This window comes from Maribacter litoralis (assembly GCF_902506355.1).
Classification (GTDB): Bacteria; Bacteroidota; Bacteroidia; order Flavobacteriales; family Flavobacteriaceae; genus Maribacter; species Maribacter litoralis.
Genome location: NZ_LR733271.1, coordinates 3,259,329 through 3,283,053, shown reverse-complemented (window position 1 = coordinate 3,283,053; position 23,725 = coordinate 3,259,329). Strand labels below are relative to the sequence as shown.

Here is a 23,725-nt window from a genome sequence, read left to right as displayed (position 1 = left end):
AAAATGAAAAAGAAATTAATTTATTTATTCACTTTATTCGCCGCTATAAGTGCTTGTAGTGATGAATTTACAGAACAACCCGCAATAGGCGCACTTAGTGATGCCGCTGTGCAAAACGAAGATGGAGTTGAATTACTTTTAATCGGAGCTTACTCTACCTTAGACGGTATTAGAAATAACCTATCTGGTAACGGATTTGCTGCTAGTGGAGACAACTGGTGGTTCGATGTTATCGCAGATGACGCCCACAAAGGAAGTACAGATGGTGACCAAGCAGATCTTTTTGAAATGGAAGTTTATAACTGGACCACAGGTAACCCTTACGTTTTAGGTAAATGGTCGTCAATTTTTGCAGGTGTTAACAGAGCAAATGCCGTTATTTCGCTTATTTCAACAATTGAAGATGCCGATTTAACAGGTAAACTTGCCGAGGCCCGTTTTTTAAGAGGCCATTTTAATTTTGAGTTGCAAAGAATCTATGGAAATGTACCTTACATTTCTGAAGAAAATTATGCAAACACAGAATTCAATCAACCAAACCCAGGTCCAATTTGGGATGAGATTGAAGCCGATTTCCAATTTGCAATGGATAATTTACCTGCTACACAAGAGCAGTCAGGTAGACCAACATCTTGGGCTGCACAAACCTATTTAGGAAAAGTTCATTTGCAACAATCAGATTGGTCAGCCGCTTTTGACCTATTGGAAGATGTAATAAACAATGGTCCTTACAGTTTAAATACTGAGTTTTTGGACAACTTTATCAGCTCTGGCGAAAACAGTTCGGAGTCTGTATTTTCCATTCAATTTACAGCAGATACAGGTCAATCTTTAAATGGTAATATTGGTGGAGTATTAAATTTCCCTAATCCAGGTCCATTTGGTTCATGTTGTGGCTTTTACCAACCTTCTCAAGATTTGGTAAACGCTTTTCAAACAGATGCAGACGGACTTCCATTGTTAGACACCTTTAATGAAGCGGGTAATGACGTTACCAATGATTACGGTATTGAAGACGAGGAAGCCTTTACGCCTCACACAGGTCCGTTAGACCCAAGGTTGGATTATACAGTTGGCAGAAGAGGAATTGACTACAATGGTTACGGTACCTTCCCTGGTCATTCATGGATACGTGCAACATTTGCAGATATATCCGGACCATATTTACCTGCAAAAAACGTTTACCAAAACGGAGATGCTGACAATCAAGGTACAGGTTCTTGGGGACAGCAGCATTCTGGCATTAACTATAACATTATTCGTTTTGCAGATGTTCTTTTAATGGGTGCCGAAGCTGCGGTTGAAACCAATGATTTAGCATCAGCGTTAACTTGGGTAAACATGGTAAGAAACAGAGCTAAAAATATGTCTTATGTACAAAATGAGGCAGGTGATGCAGATGCTGCCAATTATGTTATTGAGCCTTACGCTAATTTTGCAGATCAAGATTTTGCTAGAAAGGCTGTTCGTCATGAGCGCCGTTTAGAACTTGGTATGGAAGGTCATAGACTTTTTGATATAAGAAGATGGGGCAACGGTGTTGAAATCATCAACGAATATATTGCAAACGAAAGTCGTACCATTGAAAACTTCGGTACAAAAGCTAACGCATATGAAGCTAAACATGATTTACTACCAATACCATTAAGTGCAATTGACTTAAGTGGTGGCATTTTAGAACAAAATCCTGGTTATTAAGATTAAACTTAATTTTTAATTAGCAGGACATCTATTGGATGTCCTGCTTTTTTTATATCAGAGTCTTGCCTTGCTATCGGTCTAGTTAAAATAACTACACAACAGTAATAAAGAAATAAGGTTTGAATATTTAAATAGTTAAACCTTAAAATGTAATGTAAATAGACCTCTAAATTTCGTAGTAAAACACTATTTTGCTATGATAAAACTTTAAAAAATTAATACCATTCATTATTAATAAAATCAACAAAATTTTATAAAATCGCCTTTAAACTAAACTACAACAAACAACAAAACTTAAATTAACGATATGCGTATTATTTCATACTCCTCAATAATACTGGCTGCCATATGTATCCTATCTTGTAATGAACAAAAACCAACTTTATTTCAAATTGTTCCGAGTAATGAATCTGGAATTACGTTCAATAATAAAATTGTTGAAACGGACAGCTTCAATATTTTAACTAGCGAATACATTTTTAATGGTGGCGGTGTTGCCGTTGGTGATTTTAACAACGACAACTTGCCCGATGTGTTTTTTAGTGGCAACCAGGTAAACAATAAATTATATTTAAATCAAGGTAATTTTAAATTTAAAGACGTTTCTAAAGAGGCCGGCATAGAAGCTACAAATCAATGGAATACAGGTGTAGCACTTGCCGACGTTAATAACGACGGTTTTTTAGACATGTACGTATGTTCTGCAATGTTAAATAGCGAAGAAGCCAAAAAAAACATACTATTTGTTCATCAAGGTCTAAATGAAAATGGCGTTCCTATTTTTAAAAATTTAGCAAAAGAATATGGTATAGAAGAATCAGGCAACAGTATGGGCGCTACCTTTTTTGACTACAATAAAGATGGCTTATTAGACCTGTATGTACTTAACAATGTGGATATTCATATTTTACCTACCAATTACAGAAAAAAAATTACAGATGGTACTGCATTAAGCAATGATAAATTGTACAAGAACAATGGCGATGGCACATTTACCAATGTTACCGAAGCCGCTGGAATTACCATAGAAGGTTTTGGACTAGGCCTTTCTATTTCAGATTTAAACTATGATGGCTGGCCTGATATTTACGTAAGTAATGATTACTTAACCAATGACCTGCTCTATATCAATAACCAGGACGGAACATTTACAAATCAAATTAAATCAAGAATTAAACACCAAAGTAAATTTTCAATGGGTAATGATATCTCCGACTTTAATAATGATGGTTATTTAGATATTATCACCTTGGACATGCTAGGGGAAACCAACAGAAGATTAAAAACAACCCTATCTGGGCATAAGTATACAGAGTATATCTTAAACGAACGTTTTGGATATGAATACCAACATACCAGAAACATGTTGCAAAAAGGTAATGGCAATGACATCCCATACAGTGAAATAGGTTTAATGGCAGGGGTTTCAAAAACAGATTGGAGCTGGTCACCACTTTTTGCTGATATGGACAATGATGGATACCAAGATTTACTAATTACAAATGGTTTTCCTAGAGATATTACCGATTTGGATTTTGGCGATTTTAAATTTAATGTTAGTAGATATCTTAGTCCTGCACAAATTTTAGATTCCATTCCAAAGATTAAAATTCCAAACTACGCCTACAAGAATGACCACAACAATGGTTTTACGGATGTAAGTGAAAAATGGGGAATTGGCATTCCATCTTTCTCAAATGGAGCCGCATTCGCAGATTTGGACAATGATGGTGATTTAGACTATATAGTAAACAACATAAATGACGACGCTTCAATATTTAAAAATAATACAGATTTAACCGATGAAAAACATAACTATTTGAGTGTAGCATTAAACAATACTTCACCGAATGTTTTAAAAGATGGTACCAAAATTGTTGTAAGATTAAATGATGGCACTTTTCAGTACAAGGAATATCATACGTATAGAGGTTACATGTCTACAGTTGAAGACATATTTCATTTTGGTCTTGGTTCAGCTAAAAAAGTTGAATCGGTCGAGATTTTATGGCCAGATAATAAATACCAAAAATTGACTGATATCGAAAGTAACCAACGTATAATTTTAGTTGATACAAATGCAACTACTGTAACCAAAAATAGTTTAAAGTTTCCATTGGTCCCTAAACAAGAAAAAAAGATTTTCAAGGAGGTTTCAAAAGAAATAGGAGCTACCTATTTACATGAAGAAAAAGACATTATCGACTATAATCTGCAACGTACGTTGCCGCATAAACTAACTCAAAACGGTCCGTTTGTTACTGGTGGGGATTTAAACGGAGATGGTTTTGAAGATTTTATAATAGCAAGTTCATCGGGCATGTCACCTCAAATATTCTTTCAAGATAAGAGCGGTAATTTTACCAAAAAATATTTGTTCACCGATGAGGAAAATAAAATGTTTGAAGAAGAAAGTATTGCCCTGTTCGATTTAGAAAATGATGGTGACCTAGATATCTATCTTGTTTCAGGAAGTAATGAATTTGAGCTGGAGAGCAACTTTTATAATGATCGATTATTAATAAACGACGGTAAAGGAAACTTTACCATTTCTACAGACAAAATGCCACTTATTAAAGCAAGTGGATCCACTGTAGTTACTTCTGATTTCGATAAAGACGGATACATGGATCTTTTTGTTGGCGGTAAAACACCATTTTCCAAATATCCAAATCCTGAGAAAAGTTACTTACTAAAAAATGAAAAAGGAATTTTAAAGGATGTTACAGATGAAATGGCACCCAATTTACGTACAACGGGTATGGTCACAGATGCCACTTGGGCAGATGTAGATTTAGACGGAAATGAAGATTTGATTATTGTCGGTGAATTTATGCCTATTACCATATTCAAAAATAACATTGATAATTTTTCAAAAATGGACAATACCGGTTTAGATAGCCTATCAGGTTGGTGGGAGAGTATTACTAAAGCTGATGTTGACAACGATGGTGATTTAGACTTCATCATAGGCAATTTAGGTATGAATAATTTTTATAAGCCCACGCTAGAAAAACCTGTTAATATTATCGCCAAAGATTTTGACAACAACGGTACTCTAGACCCGGTAATGTTTGCTTATTTTAAAGAAAGTTTTGAAAATCCTACCTACAAATCATTTCCCGTAAATTTCTGGGGAGATTTAAATGGACAAAGCCCAATATTTAGAGCTAAATACAACACTTTCAAATCATACTCCAGAGCAACAATCTCAAGTTTATTTACTGATGAAGAACTACAAGGTTCAACCAAGTTAGCTGCCAATTATGATAAAAGTATTGTACTAATTAATAAAGGCGATGGTTCTTTTACATTTGAACCACTACCAATTGATGCTCAAGTAGCACCCGTAAATGGTACAATTCCATTGGATTATAACAATGATGGTTACCTTGATTTTCTATTAATTGGAAACAATTACGGAAATGAAGTTTTTGTAGGTAGATATGATGCCTTTAATGGTCTTCTTCTTAAAAATGACGGAAAAGGCAATTTTAAAACCATCCCGACTACAGAAAGTGACTTTTTTATTCCAGGCGATGCGAAATGTATTACCGCTATTAAGAATAGTAAAGGCGGACAACCGTATTATGTAGTTACTCAAAATAGGGACTCAATCAGAGTTTTTCAGAAAAAATGAGAATATTTATTTAGTTACACCTTAAGATAAACCTGAAAATTAATTTTTTTCAAGAGTTTACAATTACCAATAATTAAGTTAAAACATTTAATTTCAATGGGGTTGATCAGTACGTAATATTAATGGACTGATCAACCCCTCTTTTTATTCCGATTTATAACAATTCGCATTAAATATCCTACAAAAATCGAAGACGAATAACGATCTACAATCGACCAACGACACCTATTAACCTACAAATACATTTTTAATAAATTTTAAGTATTTATATTGGTTATTTGATAAAATATTAACTAATATTATGATAATATTATAAATATCTTAACTCAAATTAAGATTAGATAATAAATCAACAATTAATCAAACAACAACTAATTATGAATCAAAAACTAGATTTTAAATCAGTAAAATCCAAAAAAAGACACGCAGTCTTAAGAACCGGATTCTTATTGGTCTTAGTCTCTTTATGCTTTAATGGTATAAGAGCTAATGAAAAACCAATTGAATCAATGAGCAATGAACCAACATTGGTTCAAACTACTGTTACCGGAACAGTATTAGATGATCTCGGCACCCCGTTACCAGGTGCCAGTATTATTGAAAAGGGCACTACAAATGGAACCCAAACCGATTTCGATGGTAATTTCACAATTAATGTAGCTTCATCAGCAACCTTAGTCATTAGTTATGTAGGTTTTAAAACCGTAGAAAAGACAGCGAGCTCCTCACCTATTTCTGTAACTTTAACTGAAGATGCAGCTGCCTTAGATGAGGTTGTAGTAACAGGTTATGGCTCACAATCTAAACGAGATGTTACAGGCTCAGTATCGACAGTAGATGTTGAAGAACTAAATGCCGTTCCTGCAACAACTTTTGCCCAACAACTTCAAGGTAGAGCTGCTGGTATAGGTATTGTGAACGATGCTACGCCAGGTGGTGAGGCTACCGTAAGAATTAGAGGGTTTGGTACCATTGGTAACAATGACCCTTTATACGTTATTGATGGGGTACCATCTCGATCACAGGCAAATCTTAACCCGAACGACATTGAATCCCTACAGGTTCTTAAAGATGCATCTGCTGCTTCAATTTACGGTTCAAGAGCTGCAAATGGGGTTATTATTATCACCACCAAAAAAGGTAAAATGGGCAAACCGGTAATTACCTATGACACCTATTATGGTCTACAATCCGGTCTAGGAGAAGTAGAAGCTTTAAATGCGGCGGAATTAGGTGAATACCTTTATTTAGCCGACCTATATGCAGGAAAAGATCCAAGTCACGGTCAATATTCTTTTGGTCCAAATGGAGAAATAGGAATACCTGACTATGTATTTCCAAGTGGCGCCATGGAAGGTGACCCAGAAACCGATCCAGATTTGTATGCACTAGAAGAAGGTAACATTTATGCCATTGTTCGTTCTGCAGATACAAACTGGTGGAAAGAAGTTACGAGAACCGCTCCAATTTTAAATCATCAAATTTCAGCATCAGGGGCAACTGAGAATGCAAGATATGCCTTTACACTAGGGTACTTTGCTCAAGATGCCATCACAAAGTTTGTGGGTTATAACAGAACATCTATCCGTGCAAATACCGAGTTTAAAGCACTCAATAAAAAATTGACCATTGGAGAAAATCTTTCGGTAAACTTTGATAACAGAAAAGGTGGTTTTGGAAACGATGAAGAACAAAACGCCGTATCGGGTTCATACAAGCATCACCCTTTATTACCTATATATGATATCGCCGGAAATTTTGCCGGTAGTAGAGGTGCTAATTTAGGTAACAACTTTAATCCGTATGCAACTTTATATAGAGAACAAGATAACAGAACATATCGTTTACGTGTATTCGGTAATGTATTTGCTTCGTATGACATCACAGATGACCTACAAGTAAAAACAAGTTTTGGTGTTGATGCTACGAGTGAAAGAGGTAGATATTTAAGAAGACAAAACCCAGAGTACGTTGAAGGAAACTTTATAAGTGGGTCTACCTCTACTAACAGTTATGAATATCAATGGCAATGGAATACGGTATTGACCTATGCCAAAACTTGGAACGAAGTTCACAATTTTGATGCATATATTGGGGTTGAAGGTATTGAGGCCTATGGTGAAGAGTTTGGTGCCAGTAGAAACGGTTATGCTTTTGAAACACTTGATATTCAGCGATATTTAGATTTAGGGGATGCAACCACCGCTAGCAATTACGGCTTTGCATTTAGGGATTACACTTTATTCTCTGAATTTGGAAAACTAAATTATAACTACGACGGTAAATATTTAGCACAGTTTATTCTAAGAAACGATGCTTCATCAAGATTTCAATCCGCATCTAGAAGCGCTATTTTTCCAGCATTCAGTTTAGGTTGGAGGGTTTCTGACGAAGCGTTTATGGAGAATCTCGAAAATGTAGATGAATTAAAACTTAGATATGGTTGGGGTAAAACAGGTAACCAAGAAATTGGTGATTACAACTCATATACTACATACCGATCAAATATTTTTAACGCAGGTTACCCAATTGACGGGGCTACCGGTGCACCCACGCTTGGTTTTGACGTTCAGAGTTATGGTAACCCCGATGCTAAATGGGAAACAACTACATCAAACAACATAGGTATAGATTTATCAATGTTTGACCGTAGATTCAATGTAGGTTTAGACTTATGGGACAGAATAACGACCGATATGCTGTTCAGAAGACAGATAACCTATACAGCAGGCGATGCACAAGCACCTTTCTTTAACGTTGGAGAAATGACCAACAAGGGTGTAGATCTTCAAATATCTTGGGATGATAAAAAAGGTGACTGGGGATATGGTGTAAGCTTTAACTTATCTGCCTACAAAAATGAAGTTGACAAGTTAAGTGAAACCGATGACGGAACAGTATTGTTCGGAGATGCTTCTAGAGTACCTTCATTGACCATAACCCAAGTAGGAGAACCTATATCTTCTTTCTATGGTTTTAAGACCGAAGGAATATTTCAATCTCAAGCAGAGGCAGATGCATGGCCAACCTATGGCAGCTACAATGCACCTGGTAAATTAAAGGTAACCGATGTAAACAATGACGGACAAATTGATGATGATGACAGAACAATCATTGGTAGTCCACACCCAGATTTCACGTATGGAGTAAATATAGATGTTAGTTACAAAAACCTAGCTTTGAACATATTTGGTAATGGCTCAGAAGGAAATGACATTTACAATTACGTAAGGTATTTTGCAGATTTCAACACCTTTCAAGGCAACAGATCAAAAAGAGCACTTTATGATGCTTGGCAACCTGCGAATCCTTCCGCACCTGTTAGTGAGTGGGTAGCGGCAAACCCCAATGCCACAGTTCCTATCATGGATGCAAACGATCAAATCAGTAGTAGACCTTCATCTTATTTCATTGAAGATGGTAGTTATTTTAGACTTAAGAATGTTCAGTTGACCTATTCATTTCCTTCTGATTTAATGGAAAAAATAGGAATATCAAGAGGGCAAATATATGTACAAGGCCAAAATTTGGCTACTTGGACAAAGTATACAGGTCTAAATCCAGAGATTCAAGCGGGTAACAGAGATGATGCTACTTTAGGTTTTGATGGTGGTTATATGCCAGTTTCTCGCACCTATACCTTGGGCCTAAGGTTAACGCTTAATTAAAAAATCGAGTTGCTTATACAAGCTATCATTTAATGAAACATTTAAAATTTTAATGATGAAAAGAAAAAACATAATATTAATAGCATTTATCTGTATGGCCATCTTTACCGTTGGTTGTAGCGATGAATTTTTAACACGAACTCCAGAGGGTCAATTCGGGACGAACAGTCTTGAAACGGAAGATGGTCTAGATGGTATATTATTAGGAGCATATGCAATGATCGACGGTGCAGGGTTAGACGATACTGCAGATTGGAACGTTACTGTAGAAAACTGGGCGTTCAACATTGCCTCTGATGATGCCTTAAAAGGTACCGATGCGGGTGATCAACCTGAACAATCATTTATTGAAGCCTACGATTTTCAATCTTTTAATGGTCATATCACAAACAGATGGCGATCATTGTTTAAAGGGGTTGCAAGAGCAAACAACGCAATTAATGCCGCCAACAGCCTAGAAGATATATCTGATGAAAAGAGAACACAAGTAATTGCCGAAGCTCGATTTTTAAGAGGTATATTTCATATGGAAGCCCGTAAAATGTGGAGAATGCCTCCCTACATTAGCGAAGAAGATTACATTTTAGATGATGTTGAAAGTACAAAAGTGCCTAACGATCGTGAAATTTGGCCATTTATAGAAGCTGATTTTGAAGCTGCAGCTGCAAGTTTACCAACCACACAATCTCAAGTAGGTAGACCTACTAGTTGGGCTGCAAAAGCTTTCTTGGCAAAATCGAAAATGTATCAAGGATGGGATGAAAACGGAACCGCAAATACCGCAAAACTTGGTGAAGCCAAAACATTGCTAGATGAAATAGTGAACTCAGGCGTTTTTAGCCTAGCCACTAAATTTGAAGATAACTTTTTGGTTGCCACTAGAAATAATCCTGAGTCAATCTTTGAAATTCAATATGCAGTTAGCAGTGCGGCAGACCAAGCTTCCAGTAGAGGAATGGGCCTTGCTCATCCATACACCGATCCATGGGGCTGTTGCGGATTTTATCAGGTATCTCAAAACTTGGTAAATGCGTATAGAACTGAAAATGGTTTGCCATTAATTGAAAATTTCGATGCAGAAGATATCACAATAGATACCAATGATGATGGTACAAGTGCAGAAACGGCCACTTTAGACCCTAGAATAGACCATACTTTAGGCAGACCAGGTATACTATACAAAGGTTTTAAAATATATCAAACAGATTTTGTACGGGATCTATCATATGCCGGTCCTTTCTTTTCTAAAAAACATGTAGCAGAGCCAGAAGGTTTTGGTGTAGGCGGCTGGGGCAATCTATCTGCCAACAACTACAGATATATGCGCTATGCCATGATCTTATTATGGTTGGCAGAAGCGGAAGTTGAAGTTGGTTCTTTAGAAAGAGCACGAGAGCTCGTAAATGAAATTAGAACAAGAGCCGCTAACCCAGACGGGTTCGTACCCCTTGCCACCCAAGGAACCGACAGAAATGACTTTAGCATTGTTGAAGGTGAAGCTGCAGCAAATTACGATATTGCAACTTATGACACACCTTGGACAGATAAGGCTGCCGCAAGAGATGCCGTTCGCTTTGAAACAAGACTAGAATTTGCGATGGAAGGTCACCGATATTGGGATTTGGTACGTTGGGGTATTGCTGCCGAAACTTTAAATAACTACTTAGCCAGCGAATCTCAACATAGAACATACTTGGTAGGAAAATCTTTTACGGAAGGAAAAAATGAGTACTTCCCTATACCAAGTCAGGCTATTGACAGATCAGCCGTAGATGGTCAACCAACACTGACTCAAGATCCAGCATATTAATTAAAATTATTGTTAATTGTTAGTTGCGTAAAGAGTGGTCAAATAGATTTTTGACCACTCTTTATTATTTCACTAATAGAAGATTATTTATAAATTCCAATAAGGTGAGTTCTAATATAAACAGGTATTGCATCAGATTCGTCGTCAAGCTTCAGCTGCATTACTTCAGACGGTACCAATGGCATATGACAAGAAATACAGTTTTGAGAATTGGCATGTTTGTTTATTTCAGCAGTTGTATTTATATCTTCAATATCATGACATGACAAGCACTTTGCGTTAAAATTGTTGTGCTTACCCCGTTCATTTTCATGAGGGCTATGGCAAGTAATACAATCCATTTTAGAAGAATTTACAAAACACTCACTTTCACTTAAAAGACCCATTTGATTACCATGAACATCTAATTTTAAATTTCTATTATAATTCTGATAGTTCTTAGAGTATTCAGATAATGTATCTCCTGCTAGAAATGAAAAAGGATTTCCCTTTACCTGTTGTGCCTGTAAACCAGAATGACAAACCGCACAGGCATCTAATCGCTGTTGCCTTGTGAAATTACTATAACGATCTACGTAAGCACCCTTCAATTCGTTTGGATTTTCCCTATGATGCACAACATGTTTTTCTAACGGACCATGACATCTTTGACAATCTATGCCTAGCAACAACTTATTCCTATTATATGCATTGCTATTTGCAGCTTCATTTTTATTTTCGGCAAAAGTGATATGACATTTTAAACAATTATCGTCTACAGGTCTACTGAAAGCATAATCAGGAAAGTTGGGACTGTTGACCCATGCATTTGTAGGTTCAAAGTATGACACTTGTATTTGACTAAGTCCGTTATTTTCCCAACTAAGGTAACTCTGTCCTTTAACCCCAGAACCAATTACGATATCCAATTTTGACTTCACTACTGCGGTATCTCCAAATTTGGATTTTGATAGTTGATAAAAATTATGATTATCTGCTATCATTTTTAAGCGAACTCCCTTAAGATTCAGCTCATTTGAGCCCTCTTCAAAAACACCTTTCACATGAACCTCATCGGCAATTGCCGAAGTATTAAAATGAGCGGTTTCTATGTGATTCTTGAATATGTCTGCATGACACTCTACACATGTATCTGCGGCAATATAGTTTTCACCATTGTAATGCGTTGCCACCACTTTAGGTTCTAAATATTCTGAAATTTCAATCGTATTCTTTAAATACCAAACACCCCAAACAGTTAACACCATAAAAATTAGCCCTATGACGTATTTGGTATATTTGTTATTCATCGCAGTGAATATATCTATTTTAATTCTTGATTCATAAACCAATCATAAAGGGCTTCGGTTTCATAGGCTTTTATCCACGCGCTATGACCTACGTTGGGGTATCTGGTAAATATAACTTCATATCCCATTTCCTTTAATTTTGCCACCATATTCTCAGATTCTGAGAATGGAACAGATTTATCTTTTTCTCCATGAAAGACCCATATGGGCATTTTTCTATTGATCCAAGATGCGTAGGGCAAGGGTGCCATACCACAAACTACTGCCATTGCGGCAAATGTATTTGGATATTGAACGGCCATTTCCCATGCAGCTCCTCCTCCCCTGCTCAATCCTGTTATATAGATTCTTTTTTTATCTATTCTATTAGTATCCACAATAGAATCTAACAACTGCTTAACAGCCCTTGTGTTCCACCATTTTTTAGCGTTTGGATTTTGAGGCGCCAATATTAAAAAAGGAAACTTCTTACCCTGAACAATTAATTTTGGAGGTCCATTTCTTTTCACTGTCACCAAACTATCGCCAGATTCGCCTCCGCCATGTAAGAATAGTAAAATAGGAAAATCCTTTTCCGGCTCGTCTTGGTAATCTTCAGGATAATATAAATAGTAAGAGAGGTTCTCTTTTACATTCGTTTCCATTTCTGAATCAATCAAAATAGGTTTAGATTGAGAAGCACAACTTTGAAAAATAACCAGTAAAATAATGTATATAACAGACCTCATCATCAAAATCAATATTTTCTATCAAATGTACCCTAAAAACAAGTTGCTTTAAAGTTAAAATCTCAATAGGTCATTTTAGATTTAAAATGTTAGACGAGAATACTGCCGAAGCTTATTTGATTTAATAAAAAAAGGAGACACAAAATTGTATCTCCTTTTCGGCAAATGTATATTTTCAAATACTACTTATCTATACAAGGTGAAATGACCAACATATTTAATGGCATCACTATTGGCGTTAACAACATACCAGTAATCACCGGTAGGTACTTCTTTGCCTTCATAAGTTCCGTCCCAACCACTTACCTCATCTAGCTCAGCTACTACTCTACCATAGCGATCATAAATTTTAACCACTACACCATCAAAAAGCTCTCTGTTGTTCGGAGACCAAATGTCGTTAAGGTTATCACCATCGGGTGTAAAGAAGTTTGGAAATTCAAGCATTCCGGTGAATTCAAAAGGCACATTAAGTTCTAACTCACAACCTCTGGCATCTCTTACACGCACATTAACTATTCCGCTTTCATTGGTGGTAAATACGGTCTCTTCTCCAAAAGACTGCCCATTGAAGAAAAACTCATATTCACCATAGCCACCAGCTGCCGCAGCTTGCACTTCATTAGGTCCGGTTTTATCAACCACCAAACTTAAAGGCTCATAACCATCAATACTGAACTCCACACTATTGGTACAGCCATTTTCATGATAAATATATACGATGTGATTACCAGCAGGTAAATCTCCCCAAACATACTGATCGGTAGCATTGGCCGTAATAGCATCTGTAGGATCTATGGGATCCAATGCAAACATTAATTGTGGCAATAAATTATCATTAGCCAACTGAACTGTAGTTGTACTTGTTGGGAATATACCATCACAACCATATTGAACCTGAGGTTCTGCCGTTAAATCTACCCCAATATCAATGGTAAACAATTCTGAAGCCGTACATAAGTTTACATCTTGTATATAGATTACATAAGATGCACCACCTTGTAGGTCTTCTATAATTTCACCATTGTAAGGAGCAAATGTTCCAGTACCGCTCTCATCGACAGGATCGACCATTTCTATCTTATACTCAAAATAAGGGGTAGGATTTACCAGAACATCATCAAAAGGAGTACCGCCGATTACATCGAATACCACTGTACCATTATTGGCTCCAATACAAAGTTCGGGAGTGGTTTCAATAGTTATAACCTCTATTTGATCAGGCTCTTCAACCGTTATAAAATCTTTTTCAAAACATCCATTATCATCTTTGATCAAAATTTCATAAGTACCTGCCGCCAATTCATCAAAAGTATAAGTGCCAGGGTTCTCGAAATCGCTAAAGAATTCATTAAAGTTTGGCGCAATTGCAAACTGTATCAATCCTTCACCACCAGCGCTAACCGATACGGTTATTGTACCATCTTCTTCACCATTACAAGTAACATTGGTCGGCACGGCATCGAATATAATCGGATCAGGTCTAATTATTTCGAACGGACCGGCAATATCCATACAAGTAGCACCACTTGTTACGGCAATATAATATTCGGATCCTTCAGCAAGCCCTTCAAATGTTCCGTTATCTTGAGGACCTCTAACCATGGTCGCCGTAACGGCCGGGTTAAAAGCATCAACCGGATCACCTTCATATAAATAGAACAAATCTTCACCTACACCACCATTTACAAATGATTCTATTCTACCATCCAATTCAGAAGCACATGAAATGTCATCTGGCAAGTTCGGTAATAATGTTATTCCAGTAGCATCGGTCATTGTAATACCGTTTGATCTAATTGCCGGGCAAGCACCTGCAGCGTTCACCTTTCTTACATCAAATTGATAGGTAATTCCTTGAACACCCGTAATGGTTACAGAATTGCCGGTCATAGGTTGATACGTACCAATAGTTACGCCATTTTCAACCCTTAAATATTCATATGTGAACAACGGATCAGGATTCTCAACGGTCATTCTCATTTCACCATCACCTCCACAGCCAGGTACTCTAGTCTGTACCAAAACCGGTTGTATCGGTGGTGGCGGATCTACGTAGTAAGCTTCGGTAACAAAAGAACACCCAAAACTAGACGAAACTTCTATGGCATACCAACCAGCACTAATATATCCTCCACTATCTCCAATAAAGGTTGGAGTATTCTGTAATCCACTTTCAGAAACAACAGCCGTATTATCATCACCACTTAAATACAATAATGTATAGTTATAACCAGCACCGGGGAAGCCTCCACTTGCCCCAGCGGTTGCGGTAAGCGCATCGCCAGATGTAACATCATAAGCCTCAAGAACAGCATTATTACCATTAGGACAATCTAAACTTTGTGGCTCTCTAATACCGGCAATAATTTGCGGTACTTCTTCCAATTCTATCTCAACTGTATTTGTACATCCTTCTACATCCCTAACTTCTATCTCATAGAAACCGAATGATAAGCCGGTAAATTCATTATTGTTTGAGAAAGCGGCAATTTCAGTGGTATAAGTAGCACCATTATCCGTACTCATCAACAATCTATACTCATAAGGTGTGGTATCCCAACCACCGGTTCCGGTAGCAACAATTTCTCCAGTATCATTGGTACAACTAACGTTTCCTATAGATTCTGCCGTTACTTGTAGCGGACCGTTAGGTGTTCTAATATTGGCAACATTACTGATACCTGCACAATACGGATTACCCACAGAAACTACATCAACTATTAAATTACCACCAGGTAAATTATCTATACGGGCTTCATCGCCATTAACATCAGGGAAATTATTGTTATCAAACGTTCCTGAAGCCAGTGGCGTTGTTCTTGCATCATCGGTAGCCTCATAAACAATGTAATCATAAACACCGCTATAATCACCAACTGTAATGAACAATGCTCCATCATTGCCGGGTACCGCACAACTAACGGGTTTAGCTTCGCTAATTAAAACCGTTGGCGCAATAGGTGTATTTACGGTATGAACTGGCATTGGGTAAGTACAACCCACAGTATTGTCCACAATTTCGAATAGATAATCTCCTACGGCCGGTAAGTACACATCAACATAATTATTACCAGCTGAATTTGTTACTGGAGCAACTGCTATTACAGAAACTGTATTTACAGTAAAGTCGGTTGTACCCGTAACTTCTATACGTACACGTTCATCATCTCTACAATTTAAAATATCAATATCTATGATTGTGGGTACAACATCTGTAGGAGGATTGATCGTAGGCACATCAAAGGTAGCTTGGCAACCATTACCATCTATTGCATAAACCGTAATATTCTGAGCAGAACCATTATCTATAATTTCAAACGTATTACCAGTTTGATAGTTCTCGAACCCTGTAATACTATATTGATAACCTGAACCTATGGTACCTGCATCAACTACATTCACCGTAATAATAGTAGAACTATATCTATTAGCACCTGGCTCACAAGAAAAATCGGCTGCACTTGCCGTTATGCTAAAATCATCGGGGTTATCAATAGTTTGTACTGTAGATAACACTTCGCAACCACGTGCTGTTAACACTTGTACTTGATAATCTCCTGCAGGCAATCCTGAAAAGGCTCCCGTATTATTTCTTGTAACCTCCGTTGTACCAGATGTAACATCATTTAGGATATAGGTTAACGGGGTATCTTGCGAAGTAAAAGGAACCATTGCATTTGCAGGACCAACTATTACTTCTATAAACCCATCGTTCTCATCTCTACAACTAATATCTATAGCTTCTTCTGAAATGATAACAGGTTGAGCCGCTTGATTGAGAATAATGTTAGACACCGTGGTTTCACAGAAACCAGTTCCATCATTAACAACTCGATCAGTTATAACAACTTGATAATTACCAGGTTCTAAACCGGTAAACACCGGATCGTTTGTCTGCAATACCGGACCAACGGCAGATGAATTATAATCTACACCTGTTAGTTCATAATCGAAATCTCCACTTCCACCATTGGTAGTTATTGTAATTTCACCATCAGCATCATTACAAGTACTATCGGTAGAAAAGTCGCCCGTTGCAGACAAGAAATCATATACCGTGGCAGTACCTTGACTTGTACATCCGTTGGCATCAACAACATCTACTACGTAATCTCCAGGACTACTTACGGTGTAAGTGTAAGTCCAATTTGTACCATCATCCGTAGGCAATTGTTCATCACCACCCAAAGTAAATCTCGGCGTATTCAAAGAATTTGGTACTGTAACGGTAATGTCAAAAGCCGTTGAGGTAGGATCACATTGATTTACCACCGTAAAATCTGGAGCTGGCAAATCTGGATCTAAAGATATAATCGTTGCAATATCAAAAGATGTACAACCACTTGCATCTCTTACATATACATCATAAGTGCCATCAGCTGCCGAAAAAGTAGTATCGGTTGTCCAACCTGTAGGAGGTACACCGGTATCCATAAAGGCAAATTCATATGGCCCTCCAGAACCACCTCTACCTTGTACGGTCACTTGCCCAAATGCATTACAATTTGCAGGTACTTCTTGTAAAATATCAATATCAGGTAAATTTTGAAGTATAGTAACCGAATCTGCATCTGTACAAGTATCGGTTAAATTTTCAACCAAAATTTGATAATCTCCAGGTAACTCTGGGTAGGTATCATTATAAGGTAAACCTGAAGTTGTTACCGAAGCCTGCAACTCAGTTTCCGATCCATCTTCATTATTAATCAATACTATTCTTAACTGATCACCAATAGTATAACCCGTAATTTCATAGGCTATTTCACCATTTCTATTGATATCACAGGCACCTGGTGTAGAAGATGCTGTCACATCTAATGTTGACGGACCTTCTACTGGAGGAATTTCTTGTTCGTAAGTACAACCTGTACCCACATCTAACACAACAACAGTATACGCTACACCATATTGAATACCGTCTGTAGCATTGCTAAAAGTATGGTCATTGACCCCTGGTGTATTATTTAAGTTAGAGAATGATGGTTGATCCAACAATCTTATTTGATAAGAACCTGAACCTCCACTAACATTAACAGCATAGGTGAAAGCGGTATCATCACAATCAACAGGTACTGGTGGCGGAAGTGGTGAAATTACCACTTCATTTGATGTAATCGTAACCGTATCTATATCTGTACAACCATTGGCATCAATCGTGATAATAGTGTAATCTCCAGTTACCAATGAAGGATTTAAAATTTGGATCGGAAAAGTACTTTGATCTTCAACACGAGTAATTTCTACACCTGTATTATCTTCTATAATAAAATCAAAATTAGGCGTACCATCGGCAACTGCATCAATACTTATACCTCCACTAACTGGACCACTACCAGAACATACTGCCTGAACTTCTGAAACCGTAGTTGCTGGTGGCGCAGTGTTATCTAAAATAATATCAAAAGTATCGGCAACGGTTTCACAACCTCTAGCATCTCTGACCAAGTAAGAGTAAGTACCAACAGTTAGGTTTGAAAAAACAGTTTCCGAGCCCCAACCATTTCCGTTAAAATTAACTTCATATGGTGGCACCCCACTTGTTGCATCGGGTGTTATGGTTACCGCCCCGTTATTGGTAGAGCTACAGCTCACTGGTCTAGTTGTTACATATGCTGCGGCTATATTTTGAGGTGGATTCAATGTAATAGAAACTGACTCTGCTACACAGCCACTGCTTGTTGTATTATTATCGGTAATTCTAAAAACATAATCTCCAGGTACATTTGTGTTATAATCGAAAGTATCAGAAGTTAGTGGAATTGCAGTACCAAAAGTAGCACCACCATCAGAACTAACCTCATACTGTTTAGCACCTACACCAGCAGTATAACCACCATTGACACTTACTCTAATAGTTCCGTCTGCTCCACCACATGGTATTTCGGCCGTAATGCTGGTATTTACCCTTAATTGGGGCTCAATGGTTATAGCTAAGCTATCTGAGCAATCATTACCATCAACCACCTCTATGGTATAGTTACCAGGAGATAGACCAGAGAAAGAAGCGCTCGCCTGTAAAGTACCACCATTAATTCTATATTGATGTGTACCGACTGCTGCAGTACCTGCAGTGGAGGTTACGGCAACCGTAGCTCCTACTCCGGCTACAAAACAAAAATCTGAAGACGGACCATCTAACGCAATAGTCGGTGCATCAATTGGGTTTAAGTCAAAGGTGAACGTATCTGTACAACCTTCAGCATCTTCTACAGATAATGTGTATGTTCCCGCTGAAGAAAGATTACTAAAGGTTCTTCCAGATTTGGGACCTATTTGTGGCCCTACAGGTGGAGTTAGGGTATATCTATATGTTCCCCAACCACCGGTTGCATTTGCTCTTACACTTCCTAAATTACCGTTGGCACAGCTCATAGCCGTAACCGTACTTGTAGAAAGATCTAATACTGGAGCTTCTTCAATCTCAAAAGATGTAACATCTGTACAACCGGTATCAGCATCGGTAACTGTAATGGTATATGTTCCGGCACCTGATAATGGAAGTGCTACTTCGTTATTACTTTGTGGTCCTCCAGAGAATAATCCGCCATTAATATCATAGGTATAATTGTTGGCAAAACCATCTACGATAAAGGATCCCGTACCATCGGTAGCACCGTTACAAACTCTTAGGTCGCCACCAGATTTTACTCGTACTCGAATAGAACTTATTTCAACTGGTCTAAAACCTTCGGTATATGAACATCCGTTAACATCGGTTATTTGAAAGATATATGCTTGTGAGGTCATTAAACCCGTAAACGTATCATTAGTACCATTGTCAACATACGCCGGACTAATTATTTCATATCTATTTATTGCAGCATTACTAGTAGGTGTTAACTGAACATCTGTAGTACCCGCGGCACAACTTGTATTACTTTGTGCAAAATCTAAATCTGTAGGAGGATCAACATCCAAAATATCAATAGCTGTCAATTCTAAACGACATCCGCCGGCATCACGAATAATTGGTGTGTATGTTCCCGCAGCCAAATCTGAGTACGATGTTACAGTAGAAAAGTTTACCCCATCGATACTAAATTCATAACCACTACCCGAGCCTCCTGAAAATGGACCAACAAAATCAATTTGTCCGCCATCATTACCAGAACTTGTACAAGTTACATCGGCAACCTTGGTAGCCGACCCCGTTAACGATCCTACAGTATCCACAGTTACCGACGGAAGACCCAAAGTACATTCAAACGCTCCTTGTTGGTATCTAACCTCTATATCATTATACGTTCCTGCTGCTACTGAAATCTGTGGAATACTTACCCAAGGATCGGAAGCACTTTCCCTATATGATATATTATAACCTCTACCGTTATTAATGGTAAATTCCAGTTTTGCCCCACCATTGCTACATGTACCATCTATACCGGCAACTGTTACATCTGGAGGCAATAAATCTTCAACATCTGAAGATGCATTTATGATACAGCCATTACTATCTGTTATAACAAAATCATAAGTTCCAGCTGATGTTACGGTATAGGTAGTTGTACCAGAATCGGTAGAAGCATCTCCAAAAGAAGGCTGTACCGGACCGCCATTAACAGTAAATGTGTAAGGTGCAGAACCACCTGACGTATTTAAGGTAATATCTACACTAGAAATATCTGAGCACCCAAAACTACTATTCACCTCGGTAGAAGCATCTAAAGCAGAAGCACCCGCACCAATGGTTAAAGGGTCTCCATTGACATCTACATTTTGCCTAGGCGGGTCAATTCCGTTTAACGGGTCACCCGTACATTGCTGGGTTTCTACCTGTACGGTATATGTCCCAAAACCTACAGCAGAAAAAGTGTAGGGATTGGTAGAAATAAATGCCGTAAACTCTTGGGCTACGCCACTAGAGTTCAATAAAGTATATTTATACGGACCAGGAACATTGGAAGCGGTAACGGTAATAGTACCGGTATCTCCACTACAGAGAGCATCTGTAAAAGTTGCCGAGATTTCAATTTCCTTTTCTTCAATAACAATTGGCTCGTACGGATATTCACACGTATTGGCTGTATTTCTTAATCTAGCCTTTACATTATATGTACCAGGTGCCAAATTAGAAAAAATTGCACCTTGCCAAGCCCCAAATCCGCTACCGCTATCAATAGCAAACTCATATGCACTTGAAAGATTTGTTATTTGTATTCTACCATCTACACCACATATAAAATCTTGTTTTACATACGTTTGGGTAATGGTACTTTTCTTTACCTTAAAGTAATAAGGTTGTCCGTCTACTAAAACCCTATATTCTGCTCCAGAAGTAGAGGGCACAGAGCTTGCATCTAAATTAAAGGTTTGTTGTCCAGTTACAACATTTGAATAACAAGATGCGTTGGTATTAGGGCATTCAGTATTAACATCAGTTGAACAAGAACCTCCCAATTCTTGCCATACTACGCTAGAATATGGACCACCGGACAAACTAATAATACGATCATCATAATCACCACATAAATTAAAACGGGCAATTGTAAATCCGTTATCATTACATGTGTCCGTGTCATCTGCACCAACAATTAATGTATTGAACATTGCAGGAGCTGCTAAGCTAGACTTACGTATAACTTTTTCCTTCTTTTCTAAAGTGGGTTGAATTTTGGTAGAAACCGAAACGGCTTTTTCGATTACATGAGCCACCTCTGCGTACAAAGTACTTACTTTGGAGTTGGCCAGAGCCGTAGTACCAATTACTGAAATAACAATCAGAAATAGTACATACAGCGTATACCGCTGTTGTTTTGGGAGCATAGGTTAAGTATCTTTTTTAAGAACAATTTCGATTTGGGATCTTTATAGTTCTTTGGTGTAATTTTTTACTTATATTTTATCTTTAGTTTATTCACGTGTTCATTAATATATTTCTAACGCCTTAATATGAAAAATAGTATTATCATCCCACTTTTATTCGTTGTAACGCTTAATTTTTCTTGCGCACAAAACCCTGAAAACAAAGTAACTACCCCAAAAGAAGTCTTTTTCACCACTGAGCTGTTCGTCGATGAGCTACAGATACCATGGGGCTTTACATTCCTTCCCGACAAAAGTTTATTAATCACCGAAAAAGAGGGAAAATTGATACATTTTTCCAATGGTAAAAAATCGATTATCGGTAATGTCCCTGAAGTTTACAATAGAGGCCAAGGCGGTCTGCTAGATATTGCCCTACACCCAAAGTATCAAGAAAACGGGTGGATATACCTTACCTACGCTTCTACAGAAGGAAAAGAAAAGGGAGGGCACACTGCAATAATGAGAGCAAAATTAAATAACAACGCATTGACCGAAAATCAGGTTTTGTACAAAGCCTCGCCCAATTCTACCAAGGGACAGCATTTTGGATCGAGAATTGCCTTTGATAAAAATGGTTATCTCTACTTTTCCATAGGTGAACGCGGTGATAGGGACACAAACCCGCAAGACATAAAAAGAGATGGAGGCAAAATATATAGATTACACGATGACGGTCGCATACCTTCAGACAATCCGTTTGTTGACCAAAAAGGTGCAAAGACTGCCATTTACAGTTACGGACACAGAAATCCGCAAGGTTTAATCATGCACCCCGTAACTGGAGAGATTTGGGACAATGAACATGGTCCAAGAGGAGGGGATGAAATTAATATCATTAAAAAAGGTGCTAATTATGGATGGCCGTTGGTAACATACGGAATAAATTATGGTGGAACACCAATTACCGACAAAACAGAAATGGCAGGCATGGAGCAACCAATTCATTATTGGGTTCCCTCTATTGCGCCTAGCGGTATGGCATATGTATCCACAGATAAATATAAAAATTGGGAAGGTAGCCTTATGGTAGGTTCCTTGGCTTTTCAGTACTTAGAGCGATTGGTCATGGACGGAAATAAAGTAACTGCACGTGAAAAATTAATGGACGGTCTGGGAAGAGTTAGAGCAGTACATGAAGGACCAGACGGATTAATATACGTAGCCGTTGAAGGCAAGGGAATTTATAAATTAGTTCCTAAAAATTAGAGCATAAAAAAGCCTGAATATAATTATAGTATTCAGGCTTTCTATTATTATAACTACCAAACCTATTGTTTGCCAGCTTCTATAGCCAGCTTAACAGATCCATGTTTTTTCAATAACTCGGCAGCCTCGGTATAGTCAATATCAAGACCTTCCATAATATATCGTGTACCGCGATCTACAAGTTTATCATTGCTTAATTGCATATTTACCATCTTATTCCCTTTCACCCTACCTATTTTAATCATAAGTGCAGTAGAAATCATATTCAATACTAATTTTTGAGAAGTACCACTTTTCATTCTGGTACTACCGGTCAAAAATTCCGGTCCTACATTAATTTCAATTGGAATATCGGCTATTCTAGCAATAGGAGCACCAGGATTATTGGTTATGGCCGCAGTTAAAATTCCGTTTTTCTTAGCATCTTCCAACCCACCAATCACATAAGGTGTACTGCCCGATGCAGCAATACCAACAACAACATCGGTACTGGTGATATCATGTTCTTTTAAATCTAACCATGCTTGTTGCGTAGCGTCTTCTGCATTTTCCACAGCTTTTCTGATCGCCGTATCCCCACCTGCGATCAAACCCACTACACGTTCGTGAGGCATGCCAAAGGTGGGCGGTATTTCAGAGGCGTCAAGAATACCCAAACGTCCACTGGTACCTGCCCCTATATAGAATAATCTACCACCGTTCTTAAAACGCTCTGCCAATGCATCTACAAGTTTTGTAACCTGCGGAATAGTTTGCTCTACAGCATATGCCACCTTCTTATCCTCCTCATTCATTTTTTGAAGAATAGTCTCGGTATTCATTAACTCCAGATCATTGTGGTTCGAAGGGGTTTCGGTTATTTTTTTATAATCCAT

At 37.8% G+C, this 23,725-nt stretch carries 9 protein-coding genes; 5 read left to right on the top strand and 4 right to left on the bottom strand.

The genetic code is table 11. The annotated features are described in order from the left end of the window. Window positions 1-3 precede the first annotated feature (3 nt). The 4 genes from EXIGUO8A_RS13805 to EXIGUO8A_RS13790 all read left to right on the top strand — a co-directional run bounded on the left by EXIGUO8A_RS13805 (window position 4) and on the right by EXIGUO8A_RS13790 (window position 10,819). Window positions 4-1,698 carry a RagB/SusD family nutrient uptake outer membrane protein gene (locus EXIGUO8A_RS13805; RefSeq protein WP_159303583.1) on the top strand — a complete coding sequence of 565 codons (1,695 nt, stop codon included), beginning with the start codon at window positions 4-6 and terminating at the stop codon, window positions 1,696-1,698. 310 nt (window positions 1,699-2,008) lie between these two features. Further along, on the top strand, window positions 2,009-5,341 hold the full coding sequence (locus EXIGUO8A_RS13800; RefSeq protein ID WP_159303582.1) for a VCBS repeat-containing protein: 3,333 nt from the start codon (window positions 2,009-2,011) through the stop codon (window positions 5,339-5,341). A gap of 377 nt (window positions 5,342-5,718) precedes the next feature. Continuing rightward, window positions 5,719-9,009 carry a SusC/RagA family TonB-linked outer membrane protein gene (locus EXIGUO8A_RS13795; RefSeq protein ID WP_236564492.1) on the top strand — a complete coding sequence of 1,097 codons (3,291 nt, stop codon included), beginning with the start codon at window positions 5,719-5,721 and terminating at the stop codon, window positions 9,007-9,009. A 55-nt stretch (window positions 9,010-9,064) separates the two neighbouring features. Next, window positions 9,065-10,819, top strand: a complete 1,755-nt coding sequence (locus tag EXIGUO8A_RS13790) for a RagB/SusD family nutrient uptake outer membrane protein (RefSeq protein WP_201304119.1) — start codon at window positions 9,065-9,067, stop codon at window positions 10,817-10,819. Between the two features lie 83 nt (window positions 10,820-10,902). Here EXIGUO8A_RS13790 and EXIGUO8A_RS13785 read toward each other — a convergent pair whose 3' ends face one another. From EXIGUO8A_RS13785 to EXIGUO8A_RS13775, 3 genes are all read right to left on the bottom strand, one after another. Continuing rightward, window positions 10,903-12,108 carry a multiheme c-type cytochrome gene (locus EXIGUO8A_RS13785; RefSeq protein WP_159303580.1) on the bottom strand — a complete coding sequence of 402 codons (1,206 nt, stop codon included), beginning with the start codon at window positions 12,106-12,108 and terminating at the stop codon, window positions 10,903-10,905. 14 nt (window positions 12,109-12,122) lie between these two features. Next, window positions 12,123-12,767: a carboxylesterase family protein gene (locus EXIGUO8A_RS13780; RefSeq protein WP_317164607.1), complete on the bottom strand. Its 645-nt coding sequence runs from the start codon at window positions 12,765-12,767 to the stop codon at window positions 12,123-12,125. Between the two features lie 255 nt (window positions 12,768-13,022). Then, window positions 13,023-21,602, bottom strand: coding sequence for a T9SS type B sorting domain-containing protein (locus EXIGUO8A_RS13775; protein ID WP_159303579.1), 8,580 nt, complete (start codon window positions 21,600-21,602; stop codon window positions 13,023-13,025). Window positions 21,603-21,728: 126 nt separating this feature from the next. Between EXIGUO8A_RS13775 and EXIGUO8A_RS13770 the strand changes: the two genes are divergently transcribed. Next, window positions 21,729-22,850 carry a PQQ-dependent sugar dehydrogenase gene (locus EXIGUO8A_RS13770; protein ID WP_159303578.1) on the top strand — a complete coding sequence of 374 codons (1,122 nt, stop codon included), beginning with the start codon at window positions 21,729-21,731 and terminating at the stop codon, window positions 22,848-22,850. A 62-nt stretch (window positions 22,851-22,912) separates the two neighbouring features. Here EXIGUO8A_RS13770 and murQ read toward each other — a convergent pair whose 3' ends face one another. Beyond that, a complete protein-coding gene (murQ, locus tag EXIGUO8A_RS13765) occupies window positions 22,913-23,725 on the bottom strand; it encodes an N-acetylmuramic acid 6-phosphate etherase (protein ID WP_159303577.1) in 813 nt (270 codons plus the stop codon).